General features: G+C 73.1%; 17 protein-coding genes and 1 pseudogene. 4 read left to right on the top strand and 14 right to left on the bottom strand.

Annotation, left to right across the window (positions count from 1 at the left end; translation table 11 throughout):
* Window positions 1-9: 9 nt before the first annotated feature.
* The 5 genes from pqqC to AB0946_RS38325 form a co-directional block, all read right to left on the bottom strand.
* Window positions 10-783: a pyrroloquinoline-quinone synthase PqqC gene (gene pqqC, locus AB0946_RS38305; RefSeq protein ID WP_366765349.1), complete on the bottom strand. Its 774-nt coding sequence runs from the start codon at window positions 781-783 to the stop codon at window positions 10-12.
* On the bottom strand, window positions 780-1,694 hold the full coding sequence (gene pqqB, locus AB0946_RS38310; protein ID WP_366765350.1) for a pyrroloquinoline quinone biosynthesis protein PqqB: 915 nt from the start codon (window positions 1,692-1,694) through the stop codon (window positions 780-782). The genes pqqC and pqqB overlap by 4 nt, the downstream gene beginning before the upstream one ends.
* Before the next feature lie 8 nt (window positions 1,695-1,702).
* Window positions 1,703-1,840 (bottom strand): pyrroloquinoline quinone precursor peptide PqqA, encoded by a 138-nt coding sequence (pqqA, locus tag AB0946_RS38315; RefSeq protein ID WP_014669248.1) that lies wholly within the window; start codon window positions 1,838-1,840, stop codon window positions 1,703-1,705.
* A 67-nt stretch (window positions 1,841-1,907) separates the two neighbouring features.
* Window positions 1,908-2,987 carry a PQQ-dependent sugar dehydrogenase gene (locus tag AB0946_RS38320; RefSeq protein ID WP_366765351.1) on the bottom strand — a complete coding sequence of 360 codons (1,080 nt, stop codon included), beginning with the start codon at window positions 2,985-2,987 and terminating at the stop codon, window positions 1,908-1,910.
* Window positions 2,988-3,378: 391 nt separating this feature from the next.
* Complete coding sequence (locus tag AB0946_RS38325; RefSeq protein WP_366765352.1) at window positions 3,379-4,917, bottom strand: glycosyl hydrolase family 28-related protein; 1,539 nt, start codon at window positions 4,915-4,917, stop codon at window positions 3,379-3,381.
* 53 nt (window positions 4,918-4,970) lie between these two features.
* Between AB0946_RS38325 and AB0946_RS38330 the strand changes: the two genes are divergently transcribed.
* On the top strand, window positions 4,971-5,672 hold the full coding sequence (locus AB0946_RS38330; protein ID WP_366765353.1) for a CDP-alcohol phosphatidyltransferase family protein: 702 nt from the start codon (window positions 4,971-4,973) through the stop codon (window positions 5,670-5,672).
* 24 nt (window positions 5,673-5,696) lie between these two features.
* Here AB0946_RS38330 and AB0946_RS38335 read toward each other — a convergent pair.
* From AB0946_RS38335 to AB0946_RS38355, 5 genes and pseudogenes are all read right to left on the bottom strand, one after another.
* Window positions 5,697-6,110, bottom strand: a pseudogene (locus tag AB0946_RS38335) (adenylyltransferase/cytidyltransferase family protein); the annotation flags it as partial.
* On the bottom strand, window positions 6,107-7,648 hold the full coding sequence (locus tag AB0946_RS38340) for a fibronectin type III domain-containing protein (protein ID WP_366765354.1): 1,542 nt from the start codon (window positions 7,646-7,648) through the stop codon (window positions 6,107-6,109). The pseudogene AB0946_RS38335 and the gene AB0946_RS38340, both read right to left, overlap by 4 nt.
* 87 nt (window positions 7,649-7,735) lie before the next feature.
* On the bottom strand, window positions 7,736-9,265 hold the full coding sequence (locus AB0946_RS38345) for an oligosaccharide flippase family protein (protein WP_366765355.1): 1,530 nt from the start codon (window positions 9,263-9,265) through the stop codon (window positions 7,736-7,738).
* On the bottom strand, window positions 9,262-10,848 hold the full coding sequence (locus AB0946_RS38350) for a hypothetical protein (protein WP_366765356.1): 1,587 nt from the start codon (window positions 10,846-10,848) through the stop codon (window positions 9,262-9,264). The genes AB0946_RS38345 and AB0946_RS38350 overlap by 4 nt, the downstream gene beginning before the upstream one ends.
* On the bottom strand, window positions 10,845-12,314 hold the full coding sequence (locus AB0946_RS38355; RefSeq protein WP_366765357.1) for a hypothetical protein: 1,470 nt from the start codon (window positions 12,312-12,314) through the stop codon (window positions 10,845-10,847). Before AB0946_RS38355 ends, AB0946_RS38350 begins: the two co-directional genes overlap by 4 nt.
* Before the next feature lie 262 nt (window positions 12,315-12,576).
* Here AB0946_RS38355 and AB0946_RS38360 point away from each other — a divergent pair, with 262 nt between their 5' ends.
* Window positions 12,577-13,557, top strand: a complete 981-nt coding sequence (locus AB0946_RS38360; protein ID WP_366765358.1) for an NAD-dependent epimerase/dehydratase family protein — start codon at window positions 12,577-12,579, stop codon at window positions 13,555-13,557.
* 29 nt (window positions 13,558-13,586) lie between these two features.
* Window positions 13,587-14,792 (top strand): glycosyltransferase family 4 protein, encoded by a 1,206-nt coding sequence (locus tag AB0946_RS38365; RefSeq protein WP_366765359.1) that lies wholly within the window; start codon window positions 13,587-13,589, stop codon window positions 14,790-14,792.
* Window positions 14,793-14,935: 143 nt separating this feature from the next.
* Here AB0946_RS38365 and AB0946_RS38370 read toward each other — a convergent pair whose 3' ends face one another.
* The 3 genes from AB0946_RS38370 to AB0946_RS38380 form a co-directional block, all read right to left on the bottom strand.
* The gene (locus tag AB0946_RS38370) at window positions 14,936-16,138 is read right to left on the bottom strand and encodes a glycosyltransferase family 4 protein (RefSeq protein ID WP_366765360.1); all 1,203 of its coding nucleotides are present in this window, start codon (window positions 16,136-16,138) and stop codon (window positions 14,936-14,938) included.
* Entirely contained in the window at window positions 16,135-16,695 is a 561-nt protein-coding gene (locus tag AB0946_RS38375) for a DapH/DapD/GlmU-related protein (protein WP_366765361.1), read from the bottom strand. Before AB0946_RS38375 ends, AB0946_RS38370 begins: the two co-directional genes overlap by 4 nt.
* A gap of 105 nt (window positions 16,696-16,800) precedes the next feature.
* The gene (locus tag AB0946_RS38380; protein WP_366765362.1) at window positions 16,801-18,228 is read right to left on the bottom strand and encodes a sugar transferase; all 1,428 of its coding nucleotides are present in this window, start codon (window positions 18,226-18,228) and stop codon (window positions 16,801-16,803) included.
* Window positions 18,229-18,663: 435 nt separating this feature from the next.
* Here AB0946_RS38380 and AB0946_RS38385 point away from each other — a divergent pair, with 435 nt between their 5' ends.
* Window positions 18,664-19,887, top strand: coding sequence for a glycoside hydrolase family 3 N-terminal domain-containing protein (locus AB0946_RS38385; protein ID WP_366765363.1), 1,224 nt, complete (start codon window positions 18,664-18,666; stop codon window positions 19,885-19,887).
* A gap of 99 nt (window positions 19,888-19,986) precedes the next feature.
* Here AB0946_RS38385 and AB0946_RS38390 read toward each other — a convergent pair whose 3' ends face one another.
* Entirely contained in the window at window positions 19,987-20,703 is a 717-nt protein-coding gene (locus AB0946_RS38390; protein WP_366765364.1) for an SDR family oxidoreductase, read from the bottom strand.
* Window positions 20,704-20,860 lie beyond the last annotated feature (157 nt).

Raw genomic sequence — 20,860 nt, forward strand, 5'->3', positions numbered from 1 at the left:
GCCGCGGCGTCACACCCGCTCCAGCGCGCTGTCCCGGCCGTGCGCCCGCTCGCCCCGCCCGTCCTGCCCGGGCGTGCCCGCGTACTGCTGTACGGCGTCGAGCAGGGACCACAGCACATCGCACTTGAAGGAGAGCGCGGCCACGGCCTTTTCCTGCTCCTCGCGGGTCCGGGCCCACTCCAGCACGAGGTCCAGCGCCTCGGCGCTGTCGCGCCGGCCCTGGTCGACGCGGGCCCGGAAGTAGGCGAGCCCGTCCGGCGCGATCCAGGGGTAGTGGCGTTCGAACGCCTCGATGCGCCGGCGCATCAGACCGGGGGCGGTCAGCTCGGTGAGCGAGGCGGCGACGGCCTCCAGGGCGGAGCGCAGGCGGCAGAAGGTGACGTAGCCCTCCACGGCCAGCCGGACGCCCGGCAGCACGGTCGCGCCCGACGACAGGACCTCACGGTCCACGCCGGCCGCCTCGCCGAGCCGCAGCCAGCGCTCGATGCCGCCCTCGCCCTCGTCGCGTCCGTCGTGGTCCTCGATCCGCCGCAGCCACATGCGCCGCAGCCGCGACGAGTCCAGCTTCGCGAGGATCAGCGCGTCCTTGACCGGGATGTGGCGCTGGTAGTGGAAGCGGTTGGTGATCCAGCAGCGCACCTCGTCCGGACCGAGGTCGCCCTCGTGCATGCGGACGTTGAAGGGATGGCGGTCGTGGTAGCGGTCCTGGCCCACCGCGCGCAGGCGGTCCTCGAACTCGGTGCGGCTCCAGGGCTTCACCGGCGGGGCGGGTGTCGTGGTCACAGCTCGATCACCATTCCGTCTTCGGCCACCCCGAGGCCCAGCCGGGCGAGCCGCTTGTGCTGCGGCGCGGCGGGGTCGACGAGGGGGTTCGTGTTGTTGAGGTGGGTGTAGAGGCAGCGGGCGGACAGTGTGGCGAGGATGCGGGCGGTGCCGCCCGGTCCGTCGACGGGCAGGTGCCCCATGCCCGTCGCGGTGCGGGGGGAGACGCCGGTGCGGCGCGGCTCCTCGTCGTCCCAGAAGGTGCCGTCGACGATGACGCAGTCGGCCTCGGCGGCGGCGCGGTGCAGCTCGTCGGACCAGGCGGCCACGGCCGGGGCGTACAGGGCGGTGCCGCCGGTGACGGGGTCGTACAGGCGCAGCGCGACGACCCAGGCGTCGTCACCGGGGGCGTCGGCGGCGTAGCGCGGGCGCTTGCCGGAGACGGGTACGGCGCTGATCAGCACGCCGGATCCGGCCGGGAGGCCCGTGCCGGTGTGCAGCGGCTGTGCGCCCCGGCACCGCAGCTCCCGCCAGGTCAGATCGGTGTACGGGGCGAGGACCGCGCCGAGGCGCAGCCGGCCCTCGACCGCCTCGCGGACCGGGGCGGTGGCGAGGATCTCCAGGGCGCCCGCCTCGCGCAGCCGTCCGATCCCCAGCGTGTGGTCGAGTTCGGCGTCGGTGAGCACGACTCCGGCGACCGGCGTCTGCCGGGGCCGGGGCCCGGGATGGAGGACCGGGTGGGCCTCGATCTGGTCGCCGATGTCGGGGGTCGCGTTGACGAGGTACCAGCGGCCCTCGTCGGCACGGACGGCAAGCGAGGCGTGCCGGCGGCGCCACCCGGGGTGGGCGCGTGCCCCGGAGCACCCGGGGCACGCGCAGTTCCACTGGGGGATGCCGCCGCCGGCCGCGGTACCGAGAACCTGCAGCAGCATGCCGGCGGCTAGCGGACGCTGAGGGAGTAGGCGGTGACCTCCAGCGCGGTGTCGACGACCACGTATCCGGGGGTCTGCCAGGCGGTCCGGTCGATCTCCTCGGTCGTGCGGGCGGGCTGCTCGACCTGCTCGACGGCTTCGGTCATGGTGCGCACCTTCCTTTCTGCGAGGGGGTGTTGCCCTCCCGGGCGGGAGGGAGCCTTCAGTCGGCCGTCACTGCTTGACGGTCACCTTGAGGATCAGGTCCTTGCGGGTGCCGCGGTCGCTGGTGCCCATCCACAGCTGGTCCGCGCCGGGGACCTTGACCAGCGCCCGCAACCGGCCGTAGGCGCCGTTGTAGTAGGCCGTCGCCCGTCCGACGTCCTGTCCGGTGGAGTCGATCGGCACCCGCCACAGCCGATGGCCGCTCAGCGTGGAGGCGTAGATCACGTTGTCGACGATCGCGATCTGGGCGGGCACGCCTCCCTTGTTCGGGTCCCAGACCATTTTCGGGTTCGTCATTCCAGCGGCGCGGCAGGCACCCTCGCAGGTGGGCCAGCCGTAGTTCCGGCCCGGCTTCACGAGGTTGAGCTCGTCCCAGGTGTCCAGGCCGATCTCGGTCGACCACAACCGTCCGGCGCGGTCCCAGGCCAGCCCCTGGGGATTGCGGTGGCCGTAGCTGTAGACGCGTGTCCCGAACGGGTTCCCGGGGGCCGCGGCACCGTTCCTGGTGATCCGCAGGATCTTTCCGTTGAGCGACTTCTTGTCCTGCGCCAGCCGGCCTTTCTGCGCGTCGCCGGTGGTGACGTACAGGTATCCGTCGGGCCCGAAGGCGATCTGTCCGCCGTTGTGCTGGGTGTCCCGGACGATGCCGGTCAGGATGGGGGTGTAGTCGCTCAGCCTGGTGCCGTCGAACTTCATCCTGACCACCCGGTTGTCCTTGGCCGTGGTCTCCATGAAGAACACGTCCCGGTCGGTGGTCCCGTTCCAGGTCGGGGAGGTGGCGACACCCAGCAGGCCGCCCTTGTCCTCGGTCTTCTTGCTCCACACCGCGTTCGGCACCGTGCCGACCTTCTTCTTGGCGCCGTCCAGGGCGACCTTCCAGACCACGGCGGTGTCGCGTTCCGTCACCAGCGCCGCGTTGCGGCCCCGGAGGAACGAGATCCCCCAGGGCGTGGTCAGTTCGCCCGTCAGCTTGCTGATCGCCGACGGGGCGCCGCCCGCGCGCGGGCCGGCGGAGCCTTGTCCGGCCGTCGCGGGCGCCCCGGACACGCCGAGTGTGGTGACGGCGGCGACAGCGGTGAGCGCGGCCATGCCCGGACGGACCCGATGCAGCGCCGCATGCGCCAAGCGTGACATCCTGATGCCTTTCATGTCGTGGCGCGACCGCGTGATTCCGGACGGAACGACGCGGCCGACTGCGATACGAGGGGGGTGCTCATCGCCGCGCTGCGCCGCGGTGGACCCGGGGGACAGGGCATGGGCCGGAGCGTGGCAACGGCTCCTTTCCGGAGTTCAGGCGCCCCCTGAAGCGAACGGCCACCGGGACCGGCCCGTCGTGCTGACGGGCGTTTCCCGGCGTCGGGACTGCGGATACCAGTGAGCTTGCGCGCCGGCACGTCCGCCGCCGGTCATCGGCGCCGGGGAAGTCCCTCCCACGGGTGACCCGCCGCCGCGCGGATGGGCGCGGACGGAGTACGCCGGGTCAGGGGGACTCCTGGCGCGGGCCGGAGCAGCCGGCCTGGCCGGTGTCGTACGGCGTCGGGGTCCCAGGGGTCCCGGGGGTGCCGGCAGTCGTCGCGGGAGCGGGCTCGGGGGGCGCCGCCGGCTGCGGCGAGGGGGCCGTGGCGGGACCCGGCTCGGGCGCCGGCGCGGGGCTCGGACCCGGGCTCGGGCTGGAACTCGGGCTCGGGCTCGGCACCAGGCACGGGGGCGGAGCGGGTGGGGTCGACGGGGTGGACGGGGCGGACACGGACGAGCCGGCCTTCCCGCCCGCGTCGACGCAGTCGACGAACTGCACGAAGGGCACCTGGCCCGTGCCGCCGGCCACCGCGAAGTCGTGTGCCGTGTGGCTGCGGAGCAGGCACATGTCGTAGCGGGCGAGGACCGGGAGGGTGTCCGGCGCGGCGGCCGGCCGGTACTCGTGGCGGCCCACCAACTGGCAGGAGTCGTAGCGGATCAGCGGCCCGCGCGGGCCCACGTTGTAGCGGTGCGGGCGGACTTCGGCGGAGAAGTCCTTGAAGGCGAGACCGGTGTCGTCGCAGTCGTCGAAGTGGACCGTGCCGCCGTTCCACACGCAGTCGATGACGACCACGTCGGGGTTGCGCACCTCGAAACGGATGTCCTGGGCGTGGAACCGCTGCACGGAGTCGTGGTGCCGGGCCACCGGGAAGCGGAAGAACGTGCTGGTGGTGCCGTATTCCGGGGTGCTCTGCGGGCGCCTGCCCGTGATGATGTAGGAGCCGCCCCGGCAGGCGATGGAGCCGCCGTAGGGGAACTCGAGGAAGTTGCCCCACTCGTACTCGACCTTCATGTCGGTGAACCAGTAGTTGAGGAACTGGTCCTGGTCGTTCGGCTCCTGCTGCCCGTTCCGCGTCAGCCCCGAGTACAGGAACGCCCTGCGGTAGCGGCCGCCGACCCGGCACGCCTCCCACCGCATCTCCGAGTTGGTGTCCGTGCCGCTCAGGACGAGCCCGTACTCCCATTCCCCCGTCCACTCGCACTCGGAGAACCGGTAGTCCTGCGCCTGTCCGGTGGAGTAGGAGTCGAGGAAGGAGGCGCCCGGTGTGGCCGAGCGGAACCGCATGCGCTCGAAGGAGAGGTTGGACCACACGTCCTGGTTGCGGCAGAGGGAGGAGCCGGGGCCGGTGCCGGGGCGGAAGACGAGAGTCGTCATACGCCTGCCGGCACCGGAGAACCGCAGGCCGCTCGCGGGCCGCGGCGGGGCGACACCGTTGAGCAGCGCGTGCGGGCGGGTGATCAGGAACTCGCCGGCGGGGATCTCGATCACCACGCGCCCGACGCCGTCGGTGACCCGTGCGGCGGCGAACGTGTAGGCGATCTCGAACGCTGCGCTGTCGTCGGTCTGCCCGTCGCCCACCGCGCCCAGGTCGACCACGTTGACGACGGTGTCCGTGTCGGAGGCGGGGCGCGGGGCGGCGGAGGCGCCGCGGGTGGACAGGGCCGTCGCGGCCAGCACCGAGGTGCCGCCACGCAGCAGCCGCCGACGGCTCACACGGGCCATCGATCCCTCCCCTTCTGTCATAATCCCCTTCTTTCCAGACAATAAGGAGCTAAATGACCGGGTTCATCGAGGTGCTCAGGCATATGTCGGCGGCACAGAAGCCCGCGAAGGGGGTGTCGGTCTACACCCTGTTCGTCAACCGCCCGGCCGGTCGCGTCCTGGCTGCCCTGGCCTACCGGATCGGCGCGACCCCCAATCAACTGACGGTGCTCGGCGCCCTGTTCACCTTTCCGGCACTGGCCGCCGTGGCCCTGGTGCGACCCGGTCCGGGACTGTCGGTCTGCGTCTGCGCGGCCCTGGCCGTGGGGTTCGCCCTCGACGCGGCGGACGGACAACTCGCCCGCACACAGCGTTCCGGGAGCCCCTCCGGCGAGTGGCTGGACCATGTGCTGGACTGCGTCAAGCTGGTCACGGTGCACCTGGTCGTCCTGGTGTCGTTCTACCGGTTCTTCTCCCTGCCCGACCCCGCCTTCCTGCTGGCCCCGATGCTGTTCGAGCTGGCGGCCGTGGTGATCTTCTTCGCCGGCATCCTGACCGAGCAGCTCAAGCGGCGGACGGCGGCCCCGGCGCCGGCGGAGCCCGCGCCGGCGCTGCGGTCCCTGCTGCTCCTGCCCGTCGACTACGGCGTGACCTGCCTCGGCTTCCTATTCCTGGCCAGCCAGCACGTCTTCCTTTCCGTCTACTGCGTCCTGCTGCTGGCCCACCTCGTGTTCATGGCCGCCTTCCTGGTCAAGTGGTTCCGCGAGCTGCGCTGAGGGGATCCGCGGCGGCTCGCCGCGGGAGAGCAGTTCCAGGGCGCCGCGCAGCAGGGTGCTGGAGGTGTGCAGGGTGTAGGGGAAGTAGACGACTTCGACGCCCACCTCCGCGAAACGCCGCTCCAGCTCGTTCCACTTGGGCGTTCCTCGCCAGTCGTCGCCCTTGAAGATGACGTGGAAGCCGACCCGCTTCCACATCTGCAGTTTGTCCTCCTGCGACTCGACGACGGCCGCGTCGACGCAGCGCAGGCTGCCGACGATCTGCAGGCGCTCGGCGAGCGGGACGACCGGCGGCCTGCCCTTGAGGCGGACCACCAGGTCGTCCGAGGTGACTCCGGCGACCAGGTGGTCACAGTGCCGGCGCGCCTCGCGCAGGACGTTGAGGTGTCCGATGTGGAAGAGGTCGTAGACGCCGGGCGCGAATCCGATGCGGGTCACTGCGCCGTGTCACCCCCCGCCTGCACCGGCACGGACACCTGCAACGGCGGCGACTTCCGCGAGGTGTTCGTGCCGTCCGTCACCTCGATCCGGTACTGGTGACGGGTGCCGGCGCCCACCGGGTCGGTGTAGCTCATCAGCGGGCGGTTCCAGTAGGTGGACGACTGCTTCTGCCGGGAGACCAGCCGGCCGTCCCGGTAGAGCCGGTAGGTCAGCGTCGCGTCGTCCCGGTCCCACGAGGCCTTCCAGCGCAGGGTGACCTGTCCGGGGCGCCTGGTGGCGAGCGAGAGCGCGGGCACCGTCGGCGCGCCGGTGTCGGGGCCGGGCCCGAAGCGGGTGAGGGCCTGCTGGGGCTCGCCGTTGACCTTGGTGAACTCGCCGCCCACCCAGAGGACGCCCCGGGCGACCGTCAGCGCCCGGGGTCCGATCTGCTCCCCCGTCCCCTCGTCGGTGTCGGGGAACCAGTGCAGGATCCTGCTGTTCCCGGGCGACTGGGCCAGCAGGTGCTGCCGGTCGTGCCGCTCGGGGAACCCGCCCGGAGTCTCACGGCAGTCGTGCGCGTGCGAGGCGCTGTACAGGACGCCCTGGTAGGGCAGGACGGCCTGGGTGGCGCCGTGGCAGGTGTCCTTCCACACCATCCGGTCGTTGTCGACCCGGCCCGCGATACGGCCGTCGAAGACGCCCTCGCCGTGGCCCTCGGCGCCCACGTAGAACCGGCTGCCGTCCTGGGCGATCGACTTCACCGACGACCGGGGCGGCAGCCAGTCCGGGAAGGTGTGCTCGGTCGCCCCGCTGGTGGAGTTCAGGGCGACCAGCGAGTGGGCCCGCCGGCCGTTCACCCACTCGAAGTCACCGCCCGCGTAGATCTTCTCGTGCGAGGGCGCCACCGACAGCGCCCGCACCGGGGCGTCGACGTCGGCCCGGAAGCGCCGCAGGCCACCGTCGGGGGTGAAGGCGGCGATGTGCTGCCGGGTCCGGCCGTCGACCCGGCGGAAGTCACCGCCGAGGTAGACCGTCCGGTCCGTGACGTCGATCGCCCGGACGGTCGCGGACACCGCCGGGCGGAAATCCCCGCGCAGGGAGCAGTCGGCCGTGTCCAGGGCGACGGCGCTGGCCACGCCGGCGGAGCCGACACGGCTGAAGGAGCCGCCCACGTACAGCACCCGGCCGTCCGGCGAGGTCCTGAGCGCGCGGACGGTTCCCGCGCCCCCGGTGAACGACGGCGCGCACGGCAGCAGGGCGCCGGTCACCGCGTCGAACGCGGCGAAGTTGCGGCGCGGGACCTCCCGTTCGCCCGGCGCCGCGCCGGGCGGCCGCACCGCGTCGAAGGTTCCCCCGACGTAGACGACACCGTGCGCGGAGGCCAGCGACCAGACGATGCCGTTCGTCTGCCACGTGGTCAGCGGATCGGCCGTGAACGACGTCCTGGGTTCGCCGGCGGCCGCGGCGGGAGCGGGCTGGAGCAGGGCGGCGGAGCCGAGGAGCGTGGCGGCGACGGCACTGGTGGCCGCCCTCGACGGCAGGTTTCTCAGGCGCAAAGGACACCCCGGATGGCAGTGGTGTGGGCGACGCGCGGGGAATGACGCGGGGTCCGCCGCACCCGGACCGCACACCCTTGCCCGGGCTCATGCGGCGCGACGGCGCAGGACTCCGACCAGCTCACTCACTCCCAGCGGCCTGCGATACCACCACAAAGTAGTGCCAAAGGTACACAATCCCAAAGTCATCCCGGCGGCGAGTCCTGACGTGGTGTCACCTCCCAGTGAGCGCGCGGCGGCCAGCACCACCGAGACGGCCAGTCCGGTCCCGAGGGCGGTGGTGTAGCCCCGGTCCACGGTCGTGAAGCCGAGGCGCAGCCGGATGAGCAGCGCGGCCGAGAGGTTCTCCACCACGATCGCAGCGCCCCAGGACACGGCGGCCCCGACGACGCCCCAGGGCGGCACGGCGAGCAGGCCGACCGTCAACTGCACCGTGAACGCCAGCGCGGTGACGGCCAGGTGCCAGGAGCTGCGGCCGGACATCAGCAGCACGGTCTGGGCGTTGCCGACCGCCACGTTGACCATCGAGGCCAGGCACAGCACGACCAGGGCGGGCGCCCCGCGGACGAACTCCGGGCCGAAGACCGACAGCACGGTCCGGGGGAAGGCGGCGACGAGGACGAACACCGGCCAGGAGAAGAGCACGATCCAGCAGGTCGAGACGCGGTGCAGATGGCGCGCCTCGGCGACCTGGTCGACGGCGAGCAGCCTGCTGATCTGGGGTGCCACGGCGAGCCGCACGGCCAGTTGCAGCAGGGTGCCCGCGGTGACCACGCGGCCGATGGCGGTGTAGACGCCCGCCTCGGCGCCGGTGGCCAGCGCGGACAGCAGGATGACGCCGACCCAGACCGCGCTGATGTCGAAGACGGACGAGATCGCGCGGGGTGCCGCGAAGCTCCAGAAGGAGCGCCAGGGAACCGCCCCGCGCACGGCCGGCCGCGTGGTGCCGCGCAGAGCGCGACAGCGGCGCAGGGCCGGCCAGGCGGTCAGGGTGCCGGCCAGCGCGGGCAGCGACCAGGCCGCGGCCAGCGGCAGCAGACCCGGCGCAAAGGCGGCCACCGGTACGGCGATCAGCACGCGCAGCACGGGTTTGCCGACCTGCTCCACGCCGACGAACGGCACCACGGTGCCATGGCCCTGGGTGGCGCCGAGCAGGACCAGTCCGACGGTGGCGACGGGCAGGAACAGCCCGAAGAGCCGGACCAGGGCGACCGCGTCGGCCGGCGGCAGGTGCGGCAGCAGCGTGGTGGCCACGGCCGGGCACAGCAGGAGGATGAGGGCGGCCGCCGTACTGGCCACGGCCGCGGGTACGACGGCCGCGCGCAGCAGACCGCCCACCGAGCGGCCGCCGCCCACCGCGATGTCCCGCGAGACCAGACGGACGAGCCCGCTGTCGGCGCCGAGCTTGCAGGTGTTGCTGAGGATGGTGAACAGGGCCACGCCCGTGAAGACGGCACCCGCGCCCTGCGCCCCGAGGGCGCGGGTGAGCAGGCCGACGAAGACGAAGGCGAAGACGGCGTTCGTCGCCGAACCCGCCACACCCCACCACCCGCCCCGCGCGGCGGCGGCGACGCTGTTCGAGGGGGCGGGGGCGGCGGTCGCGTCCGGGCCGGTCATCCGCGGGAGACCGAGAGCGTGTCGTCCTGCGCCGGGAGCTCGACGACCGGGGTGGCGGACTCCGCCTCGGGGCGCGCGGGGCGGCGGCGCAGCACGGCACGCAGGCGTCCGCGGCGGCGGCCGGCGTCGAGCACGGTCCCGAGCAGGGTCCCGCCGGAGCACTCGATCAGCTCGTGCGCCCGCCTGAGGTCGTCCCGCCGGGTGGTGCCGAGACCGGCGACCAGCAGGACACCGTCGACACGCTGCGCGAGGGCCAGGGCGTCGGCGTGCTCCAGGAGCGGCCGCGCGACGACGACCGTGGTGCGGGAGCCGGGCCCGGCCGGCAGCCGGAGGACGGCGGCGGGCCCGCCCGCGCGGTCGGGCGAGCCGGTGCCGCCGGCGCAGCAGGCGAACCGCCCGGCGGTCCCGGCGTCGACGAGGCGGCTGCCGTCGGGCAGCGAGGAGGCGTCCTCGGACGTGCGGGCGTCGTCCGGCAGCAGCGGCAGCCGGTCCGAGAGGGCGGCGGTGCCGGGGTCGGCGTCCACGAGCAGCACCTCCTCGCCGGACTCGGCGAGCGCCGCGGCCAGGTTCACGGCGACCTCCTCGGCGGCGGCACCGCGCCGGGGGGAGACGACGAGGACCCGGCCGGTGCCGGCGCGCAGGCCGGTGCCGCGCAGCCGGTAGGCGAGGGCGCGCAACGCCTCGGCCCGGTCCCCGCCCCGGCGGCCGACCGCGAGCAGGTCGTCGTCGTGCTCCTGGTGCCCCGGGGGCAGCAGGCCGAGCACCGGGGTGCGCAGCGCGGCCCGGGCCTCGTCGGCCGACCGGACCCGGGTGTCGAGGGCGGAGCGCAGCCAGGCCAGCAGGATGCCGAGGGCCAGCCCGCCCGCCAGCCCGAGGGCGAGCAGGACCGGCCGGCCGGGCACCGAGGGCCGGGTGGGCGGCTCGCCGCGGCGGACGATGTCGCCTCCGTCGGTGTCGCGGGAGTTGATGTCGACGACACGCTCGCGCAGGGTGTCCAGCTGGCTCTGCAGGGCCTTGGCGGTGTCGTCGTCCTCCGTCGCCTTCTTCTGAGCGGCCTCCACCGTCTTGATCTGCTGCTCCACCCCCTGGGTGGCCCGCTGGGCGGCGGCTTGGTTACGGGCCTTGCGGTCGGCCAGATAGGCCTCGGCGAAGGCGTTGGCGCCGCGTGCCGCGCGCCCCGGGGTGCGGGCGGTGAACTCGAAGCGCAGCACCTGGGACTTGGCCTGGTTGGTGATCCGCAGGGCCTCCTCCAGCGCGTTCGCCGTGCCGTCGGCCTGGCCCAGGAGGCGTGCCGCGCGGACGGCGACCGCGGTGCTGGCGGCGATCTGCTGCTCGGTGCCCATGCTGACCTGGTTGTCGGCGGCCACGCTGACCGTGCCGAAGGGGTCGGCGGTGGAGCGTACGAGGACCTCGCTGGTGGAGGTGTACGTGTGGGCGCGGGAGAGGGCCAGGGCGGCGCCGCCGAGCAGCCCCAGGACGATCCCGAGGGTGATGACGCCACGGTGGCGCAGCAGCCGGCGCAGCTGGTCGCGTAGCTGGTCCGGCTCGTCGTACCGGTCGTAGAGGTGGATGGGGCCGGTCACGGGTGCCCTCCTGTTCCGGGGAGCTGTGCGGGTCGGGTGGGTGCGGTCGGCGGCGCCGACGGCAGGAGCCGGGCCGCGCGGGCGGCGGGGGTGGTGACGAGCAGCGGAACGGTCACCAGCAGCGTCAGCGGGCCGACGATCCCCAGCAGGCTGCCGCGCAGGAAGACGATCTGGTAGAAGCCGAACGCCGGGACCAGGAACGCGGCGAGGGTGCCCGTCCGGTCGCGGAGCCGGTGGCGTACGTCGTCCATGCGCCGTCCGACGGCGCCGAGCACGAGGAACACGGCGGCCACGGCGGGCGGGCCCGCCCACAGGTAGCTCTCGATCCACAGCGGGGCGGAGAGGTTCAGGAAGTCGTAACCGGCGTACTGGGCCAGGGTGATGCCGGTGTCCCCCGGCTTGTCCGGCCACACCGAGCGCGGGACCGGGAACAGCACGGGCCCCAGCGCGTCCTTCGGTGAGAAGCCCCGGTCCCGTGCCATGTCGATGCCGGTCTGCACCTGCTGGAAGGCGTCGTAGTCGCCGTTGGTGGTGAACTGCGCGGACAGGGAGACGACGGCGAACTGCTCCCGGTCGCTGTAGCGGAAGTAGTCGCTGTACGGGAACAGCAGCAGCACGGTCGCCATGAGGGTGGCGGCGATGACGCGGAAGGCGCGGGGCCGGCTCAGCCGGGGCACGGCGAACAGCAGGGTCAGCAGGACCGTGCCGAACCAGAACCGCGGTTTGCTGACGGGGTTGTTGACGACGACGTTCAGGGCGAGGAGCAGCGGCAGCAGCAGCCGGCGGGCACCGCGCAGCAGGCGGTCGCCCCCGGGTTCGCGCGGTACGTGCATCAGCCCCAGCAGCGCCCAGAACGCGGGCACGGACAGGGACCAGCTGCGCACGGCCGCCAGGAACGCGTCGTTCGAGCCGTCGGCGATGCCCGCCTCGCGCAGCGCCTGACGGCTCGTGAAGTAGGCGCCGACGCCGCCCGGCTGGCCGGGGACGAGCAGTGCCGCCAGGACGAGGGCGAGCCCGCACAGCGACAGCAGGCGCCAGGGGGCGAGGCGGCGGGACAGCAGCCGTTCCACCGGTCCGGGCGAGCAGGCGGCGGGTCCGGCCGCGCGGGCCCGCTCCCGGCGGGCGGCGACGGCGGCTCCCGCACTGTGGGCGAGGAGCCCGAGTTCGACGACGGCCACGGCCGTGAGGGCGGTTGCCTGGCCGGTCCGGTAGGCCCAGGGGTAGGTGTCGGTGGCGAGCTGTGCCAGGGGCGCGAGGCCCAGCCAGACGTAGGCGAAGACCCAGAACCCGAGGGCGGTGAGCCGCACCGTCGTCGCGGTCAGCACACGGACGAGGGCCACGCCGGTGTGTCCCAGCACCACACCCTGGGCGGCGAGCGGGACCGAGGGGTGCGCGCCGTCCGACTGGAGGATCAGTCCCGGCAGCAGGACCAGCAGCGCCACGGCCCACAGGGAGACCGCGGCCACGCTGCGGACGGGGACCTCGCGCCACCGAAGGTCTTCACCAGCCGGGTATTTCCCCTGAAAGCTCATCAACAGGGTTATAGCGCCCGTACCTCATGAAGCCGTACAGGCGCGCGCGAAGCCGGAAGCCGCGCGCGGCCGTCCGCACAGCGTCGTCATCGGGTGACGCGGGGGACAGGTCGGCGTGCCATTTGCACCAAATCCTGACAAATATGCATTGCTTTATCGCACCAGGTCATCGGATCTTCGGACAAGGGAGTTGCCCATGGGCAAGCAGGTCGACGTCGTCGTTGCCGGTGGCGGGGGATTCATCGGAGGCCATCTCGTGGGCTCCCTGCTTTCCCAGGGGCTGACCGTACGCTCCATCGACATCAAGCCCCGGCACGAGTGGTACCAGGTCCACGACGCCGCGGAGAACGTGATCGCCGACCTGTCGCTCCTGGAGAACGCCCGCGCGGGGGTCCGGGACGCGCGGCACGTGTACATGCTGGCCGCCGACATGGGCGGCATGGGCTTCATCGAGAACAACAAGGCCGCGTGCATGATGTCGGTGCTGACCAGCACCCACATGCTCCAGGCCGCCCACGAGGCCGGGGTGGAGCGCTACTTCTACTCCTCCTCCGCCTGTGTCTACGCCGCCGCCAAGCAGACCGACCCGGACGTCACCGCGCTCCGCGAGGAGGACGCCTACCCGGCGCAGCCCGAGGACGGCTACGGCTGGGAGAAACTCTTCTCCGAGCGGATGTGCCGCCACTACACGGAGGACTACGGGTTCACCACCCGCGTCGCGCGCTACCACAACGTCTACGGCCCGCACGGCACCTGGGCCGGCGGCCGGGAGAAGGCCCCCGCCGCGGTGTGCCGCAAGGTGGCCGAGGCGGTGCTCTCCGGCGACCACCGGATCGAGATCTGGGGCGACGGCCTGCAGACCCGCTCCTTCATGTACATCGACGACTGCCTCCACGGCACCCAGATGATCATGGAGGGGGACAGCGGCGAACCGGTCAACCTCGGCTCCTCGGAGCTGGTGACCATCAACCAGCTCGTCGACATCGTCGAACGGATCGCCGGCATCCGCTGCGAGCGCAGCCACCGGCTGGACGCGCCCCAGGGCGTGCGCGGGCGCAACTCCGACAACACCCTGATCCGCGAGATCTACGGCTGGGAGCCGTCGGTCTCCCTGGCCGACGGGCTGGAACAGACCTACGCGTGGGTCTACGACCAGGTCAAGCGCTCCCACCAGTGACACCGGACGCGCTGCGGGGACACGGGACGATGAGGATCCTCGTCCACGACTACAGCGGCCACCCGTTCCAGGCCCAGCTGAGCCGGGAGCTGGCCCGCCGCGGTCACCGGGTCGTCCACTCGACGTGCACGGCCTACGTCTCCGGCAAGGGCGACCTCGCCGGATCCACGGCGGGCCTGCGCTTCGCCACCATCGGGGACGGCGTCAGGCTGCGCAAGGACGCCTACTTCCGCCGGCTCGGCCAGGAGACCCGGCTCGGGCTCGAACTGGCCCGGCAGGTACGCCGAGAGAAACCCGACGTGGCCCTGCTGTCCAACCTGCCGATCCCGGTCCTGGTGGTGGCCGCGGCCGTCCTGAAGCGGCTGCGCATCCCCTGGGTGCTGTGGCACCAGGACGTGACCGCGGTGGCGCTGAAGAGCTTCGCCGCCGCCGACGTCGCCAAGTCGATGGGCCTGGCGGCGAAGGTGTTCGAGGCGGGCGAGAAGTGGTCGGCGCGGCAGGCCGCGGCCGTCGTGGTGATCGCCGACTCGTTCGTACGGGTCCACGAGGAGTGGGGCACCGCGGACAGGGTCACCGTCATCCCCAACTGGGCGCCACTGGACGAGATCGTCCCGGTGGCACGGGCCAACGGCTGGTCGGCGGAGCACGGTCTGGACGACGTGCGGACGGTGCTGTACTCCGGCACGCTCGGACTGAAGCACAACCCGGAGCTGCTGGTGCGGCTGGCCGAGCGACTGCGCGAGCAGGGCGGCCCGGTGCGACTCGTCGTCGTCAACGACGGCCCCGCCGTACCCGTCCTCAGGGACGCCGCCGCGGCACGGGGCGTCGACCTCACCCTGTTGCCGTTCCAGCCGTACGAGCGGCTGCCCGAGGTGCTGGGCACGGGTGACGTCCTCGTCGTCCTGCTCGACCCGGGCGCGGGACAGTTCTCGGTCCCGTCCAAGACGCTGTCCTATCTGTGCGCCGGGCGGCCGGTGCTCGGCCTGATGCCCGCCGACAACCTCGCCGCGCGGCTGCTCCGGCAGGCCGGGTCGGCGGTCTTCCCCCCGCGGGAGTCCGCACTGGACGCCGCGGCCGCCTGGGTCCGGGAGGTGCTGTCCGACCCGGCCCGCGCCGAGCGGCTGGGCAAGGAGAGCCGCGCCCTGGCCGAGCGGGAGTTCGCCCTGGAGGACTGCGCCTCCCGCTTCGAGGCGATCCTGCACGCGAGCGCCGGCGGCACCCGCCACCGCCCCTGAACGAAGCCTCCCGCCACCGCGTTCCGTGAAGCGGCGGCGGGAGGCTCGCGCGCGAGCGTGTCGAGGTACCCCGGTGTGCGCGCGGCGCGGGAGCGGGCGTGGGCGGGTGCCTGCCGGACAGCGGTGGGCCCGGGTGGGCGGGGTCAGGCGAGCGGGGCCGGCTGCTGCCGGGGGCGGCCGGCGGCCGGGCGTGCCGCGCCGCGCGTGTCGCCCCGGCCGACCGGCTCGTTCCGGCGGCTGCCCCGGTAGATCTCCTCCAGCCGGTCGACCACGGCGCCGATGGAGTAGACGTCCTCGACCACCCGGCGGCCGGCTTCCGCCATCCGCGCGCACAGCTCCGGATCACCGAGCAGCCGGCGGACCGCTGCCGCCATGGCCCCGGGGCTGCCGTCGGTGACCAGGGCGGCGCCACGGCGGGCCAGCTCGTCGGCGATGCCGCAGGTGTCGGTGCAGACCACGGGCGTACCGGCGGCCAGCGCCTCGATGACCGTCATGCCGAACGGCTCGTTCACGCTCGCCAGCACGTGGACGGCCGCCGTACGGTACGCCTCGCGCGCCTCGGAGGGGTCGAGCGCACCGCCGTAGCGGACCACGCCCGCCGGCCCCTGTGCGATGAGCCGGCGCACGGCGGGCAGCGATCCGTCGTCCGGGCCGTACAGCGTGAAGCGGGCCTCGGGCATCTCCTTGTGGACCAGCGCGGCCATCTCCACGAAGGCCTCGGGACGTTTACGGGGATGCAGCCGGGCCAGGAACAGCACATGCGGCTCGCGCGGGCGCCGCGGCGCCGGTTCGGGCGGCCCCGGCTCGATGCCGTTGGGCAGGAGCCGCAGCGGCGGACCGTCCGGCCCCAGCACCCGCGCCACCAGACCGCGTTCCTGCTCGGTCAGGACGCAGCAGGCGCGCGCCCGGCGCAGCAACGGCAGGTACAACAGGTCGAACAGCCGGACGGGCAGCGCGGTGCGCGGCTCCACCATGCCGTGCGTCTGCGCCACACACGGCACGCGGCGCAGGGCGGCGACGGCGAGGGCGGACAGGGAGACCAGGTCGCGCCCCGCGTGCACGTGCACGACCTCGGCACCGCCCATGGCCCGCCACAGATCGCGTACGAGCAGGGGGTGCAGCAGACCGATGAAACCCCGTCCCGGCAGCAGCGTGCGGGCCGGACGGGAGCGCAGCCGGACCGTGCCGACGCGCTCCGGCGCGCGGCCGCCGCCCCGCCACAGCGACATCAGCGCGACGTCGTGACCGCGCGCGGCCAGCTCCCGCGCCTGGGCGACGGCGACGCTCGGCGGACCGCCGAAGGCACCGTCGTCGCTGAGGAGCGTGACCACGTGGAGCAGTCTCATGCCGTACGTCCCTTCGTCGTCAGGACCTCGCCGGGCGCCAGGTCCCGGTGGGCGACGGCGGCGGCGCCCACCACCGCGCCCCGGCCGACCGTGACACCGCGCAGGACGACGGCACGGGCCGCGACCCAGCTGCCCGGCTCCAGCCGGACGGGGCCGTTGTCGAACTCGAACGTGGCGGAACGGGCGCGATGGCTGCCCGTGCACAGCAACGCGCCCTGGGAGACACAGCAGTCGCTGCCGATCGTGACGGGTTCGAGGTTGAGGATCCACGCCTCCTCGCCGATCCACACGTCGTCGCCGACCTCCAGCTTCCACGGCCAGTGCACCCGCACCCCGTGCCGGATCAGCACCCGCTGTCCGACCCGGGCGCCGAAGGCGCGCAGCAGCACCGGGCGCCAGCGGTCGGGGCACCACCATTTGACGAAGACCAGGTGGAGGACGGCGAACCAGGCGGCCTGGACGAGCAGGGGGCGTCCCTTGTCGTAACCGGCGCCGGTGAAGCCGCGCAGGGATCGTTCGACGACGGGCCGGTGCGGGGCGGCTGCGGTCTGCGCCATGACGGTGTTCCTCCCGGTTCCTCCCCGGTACCTTGCCGGTTCCCCGCCCGTTCCGCCGTCGCGATCGGCGCGTGTTGGCGGCAGGCCTGCCCGGATGGACGAACTTCAGTAGGCGCCCTGGCCGTTCAGCACCGCGCGTACGGTGCGGGCCATCACGTTCATGTCCATGGCGGGGGACCAGTTGTCGACGTAGCGCAGATCGAGCGAGACCGTCTCGTGCCAGGACAGGTCCGACCGTCCGCTCACCTGCCACAGCCCGGTCAGCCCCGGCTTGACGTGCAGCCGGCGCATCTCCACCGGGTCGTACTTGACGACCTCCTCCGGCACCGGGGGGCGCGGGCCGACCAGGGACATGTGGCCGAGCAGGACGTTGAACAGCTGGGGCAGCTCGTCCAGCGAGTAGCGGCGCAGGACGCGTCCCACCGGTGTGACCCGGGGGTCGCGGCGCATCTTGAACATGTGGCCGTCGTTCTCGTTCGCCGCCTCCAGCTCGTTCCTGAGGCTCTCCGCGTCGACCACCATCGTGCGGAACTTCCACATGGGGAACGGCGTCTTGTACTGCCCGACCCGGATCTGACGGTAGAGGGCGGGACCGGGGGAGCCGAGCCGCACGGCCAGCGCCAGCAGGAGCAGCAGCGGCGAGAGCAGCACGATCAGCAGCAGCGCGCCGACGCGGTCGACCGCCGCCTTCAGCAGGGCCGGCACGCCACGGCGCAGCGGCGGCGAGATGTGCAGCAGAGTGAGCCCGGACGCCGAGGTGAGCCGGACCCGCCGGCGGGCGACCTCGACGATGCCGGGCAGCACGACGACCGGGCAGCCCCGGTCGTGCATCGACCAGGACAGCCGGCGCAGCCGCTCGCCCGACAGGTGCGGGCCCGTCGCCACGAAGACCAGGTCGGCGCAGAGTCCGTCGGCCGCCCCGAGCACCGTGGCGGCGTCCTCACCCGGGATCCCGGGCTCCTCGCGGGGCAGCCGCGCGTACACGGGGACGCCGGAGAACACCTCGTCCTCCCCGACCGGGCAGCAGCCGACGATCGCGTACTCGTGGTCGGTGCGCTGGGCCAGTTGACCGACCACCGCGTCGATCGTCGGGCCCTCCCCGACCACCAGGACATGGCGCAGCGCGCGGCCGTTGCGGCGGGCGGCCAGGAGGTGACGGTGGATCACCTCGTGGCAGACCGCGGTGAGGACCAGGGCGGGGATCAGCGCGGTGAAGGCCTCGGCCGGCACGCTTTCCAGCCCGCACAGCACACGCAGCGTCGCCAGCGCGCCGACCAGCAGCAGCCAGTCCCGCAGCACGGCTCCCAGGCCGCCGCCGTCACCCCAGGCGGCGGGCGTGTACCGCTTGCCGACCGCCCTGATCAGCGGCCACAGCAGGGTGGCGACGGCCGCGAGCCGCAGGGGGTGGGGCTCGTGGACCTCCACGATCGCCGCCGTCACCGGCAGTGCGGCGCCGGCCAGGTCCACGCAGACGGACAGGGGGCCGTACCAGCGAGCGTGGGTGCCTTCCGGATGGGCCGGCCGACGCGGCACGGAAACCGGGGTCTGTCGGGTTGCCGCGATTCTGAAGGGCCGCATGCCTCTCCTTAGGAGCTCCAATCCCAGACAACCGGCGCGGCCGCGCTGCCCCCCAGGACCGGCCACGCCTATACGTGATCTTTATATCAAGCAATAGTCATCAATGTCTGATTTGCTTACCGATTTCGGTCTAGACCAGGACGGATCGGCGCCTCCTCCCAGGACGATCCGCGCCTCCTCCCAGGACGGATCCGAGCCCCCTCCCAGGGCGGAAGCGCGGCCCCGGAGGGCCGGTTCACGGCTTCCTGGCAGGCAAGGCGCGCATCTCCCGGCCGTGCGGCGTAGCGTGTGGGAGCGGGGGCGCGTGGCGGAGCGGTCTGCCCCCGCCGTACAGGAACAGCGGGCCACCGATTCCCTGCCCGCCCATCGTCCGAGACAGGAGCGCCATCCATGACAGCACGTGTCCGCCGGCGCGGAAGGGGCCGTTCGGCGGCTCTGCGCACCGGCATCCCGCTCGTCACCCTGCTGCTGACCGCGGTCGCCGTCGGCGAACCGGCCGCCCAGGCGCATACCGTCCAGCCGGTCGGCGCCGTCGCCGATCCGGGTCCGGGAGCCGTCGCCACCACCTGCGCCGACCGCGTGTACACGGGTATGACCCAGGCACAGCGCATAGGCCAGCTCTTCATGGGCGGGGTGTCCGCCGCGCACCCCAGCGCGACCGACCTGCGCACGCTGCGTGACTACCACGTCGGCTCCGTCATGCTGACCGGGCGCAGCAGCGCCGGCACCAAGGCGACGCGCAAGGTGGTGGACGGCTTCCGGGGCCAGGCGGACACGGTGTCCGGCCGGCGGGTGGGCCTGATGGTCTCCACCGACCAGGAAGGCGGCCAGGTCCAGGTGCTGAGCGGCCCCGGGTTCTCCACCATGCCGGCCGCGCTGACCCAGGGCACCTGGTCGACGTCGACGCTGCGCAGCCGGGCCGCGGACTGGGCGACGCAGTTGAAGTCCGCCGGGCTGAACCTCAACCTCGCTCCCGTCGCGGACACGGTGCCGGCCAGCCTCGGCACGCGCAACGCGCCCATCGGCCGCTACAACCGCGAGTTCGGCCACACCCCCGAGGTCGTCGCCTCGCACAGCGGGGCCTTCGCCGAGGGGTTCAAGCAGGCCCATGTGATGACGACGCTCAAGCACTTCCCCGGTCTCGGCCGGGTGACCGGCAACACCGACACCACCGCGAACGTCGTGGACTCGGTGACGACGACGTCCAGTTCCTACCTCGGGCCCTTCCGGTCCGGCATCAAGTCCGGGGCGCCGTTCGTGATGATGTCCTCGGCCACCTACACGAAGATCGACGCACATCACATCGCGGCCTTCTCGCCGACGGTCATCCGCAAACTGCTGCGCACCCAGCTCGGCTTCAAGGGCGTCGTCATCTCGGACGACCTCGGACAGGCCGTCGCCGTGAAGTCGTTCACCCCGGGCCAGCGGGCCGTCAACTTCCTCTCCGCGGGCGGCAACATGATCCTCACCGTGAAGGCGTCCACCGTACCGGCGATGGCGCAGGCGGTCAGCGCCCGCATGAAGACCGACGCCGCGTTCCGCGCCGACGTCGCCGACAGCGTGCACCGCATCCTCGCCGCCAAGTCCGCCGCCGGCCTCCTCAGCTGCGGCTGAACACCCCACCGGCCGGCGCCGCGTACGGACGAACGAACCGGCTCGGTCCCCGGGTGCGCCCGTGGGCCGGGCGGGTCGTCCGGGTCGCGGCCCCGCGCCTCACCGGCCGGGAAGCGTCCCCCCGCCGTCCACGCCGAGCACCTGTCCGGTGATGAAGCCGGCGTCCTCGCCCAGCAGGAACGTGATGGCCGCTGCGACCTCTTCCGGGCGGCCGAAGCGGCCCATGGGCACCGAGCGCAGCACCCTGGCCTCCTCCGCGCCGCCCACCGGGTGCTGCAGGCGGAAGAGTCCGGTCTCGACCGGGCCCGGGGCGACCGCGTTGACCGTCACCCCGTGCTCCGCCAGCTCCAGCGCCCACGTGCCGGTCAGCCCCACCAGCGCGCTCTTGGCCGCCGCGTAACCGCTGCGGGTGCGCGACCCGTGCTGCGCCCGGCTCGTCACGTTGACGATCCGGCCCCAGCGGCGCTCCCGCATCCCGCCGACGCACGCCTGGGTGACCTGTACGGCGACGCGTACGTTCAGGTCGTACACCTCGTGCAGCGCGTCGAGGGTGATCTCGCCGAGCGGTTCCGGCAGGACGACGCCGACGTTGTTGACGACCGCGTCCACGCGCTCCTCGCGGGTGACCGTCTCCAGCAGCTCGCGCGTCGCCCCGGCGTCGGCGAGGTCGCAGGCGTGCAGCACCCCCGGGAAGTCGCCGTCCGGGACCCCGCGGGCGATGCCCAGCACCCGGTGTCCGCGGTCGGCGAGCCGGTGCGCGGTGGCGAGGCCGATCCCCTTCGACGCTCCTGTGATCAGCACGGTACGTCCGGACAACGGCGTCTCCTTCTCCTGGCGTTCCTGGACCGGATCCTGTCGCCGATCCTTCCACCCGCCGCGTCCGGGTACGGAGACATCAGGAGACGATTACGCCGTAATAGCCGAGGGCGTCGGACCGGCCTGCCTCGCCGCGCCGCCCGTCGAGAGGCGGCGC

Origin of the sequence: Streptomyces sp. NPDC046870 (genome assembly GCF_040704595.1) — a bacterium.
Lineage (GTDB): Bacteria > Actinomycetota > Actinomycetes > Streptomycetales > Streptomycetaceae > Streptomyces > Streptomyces argyrophylli.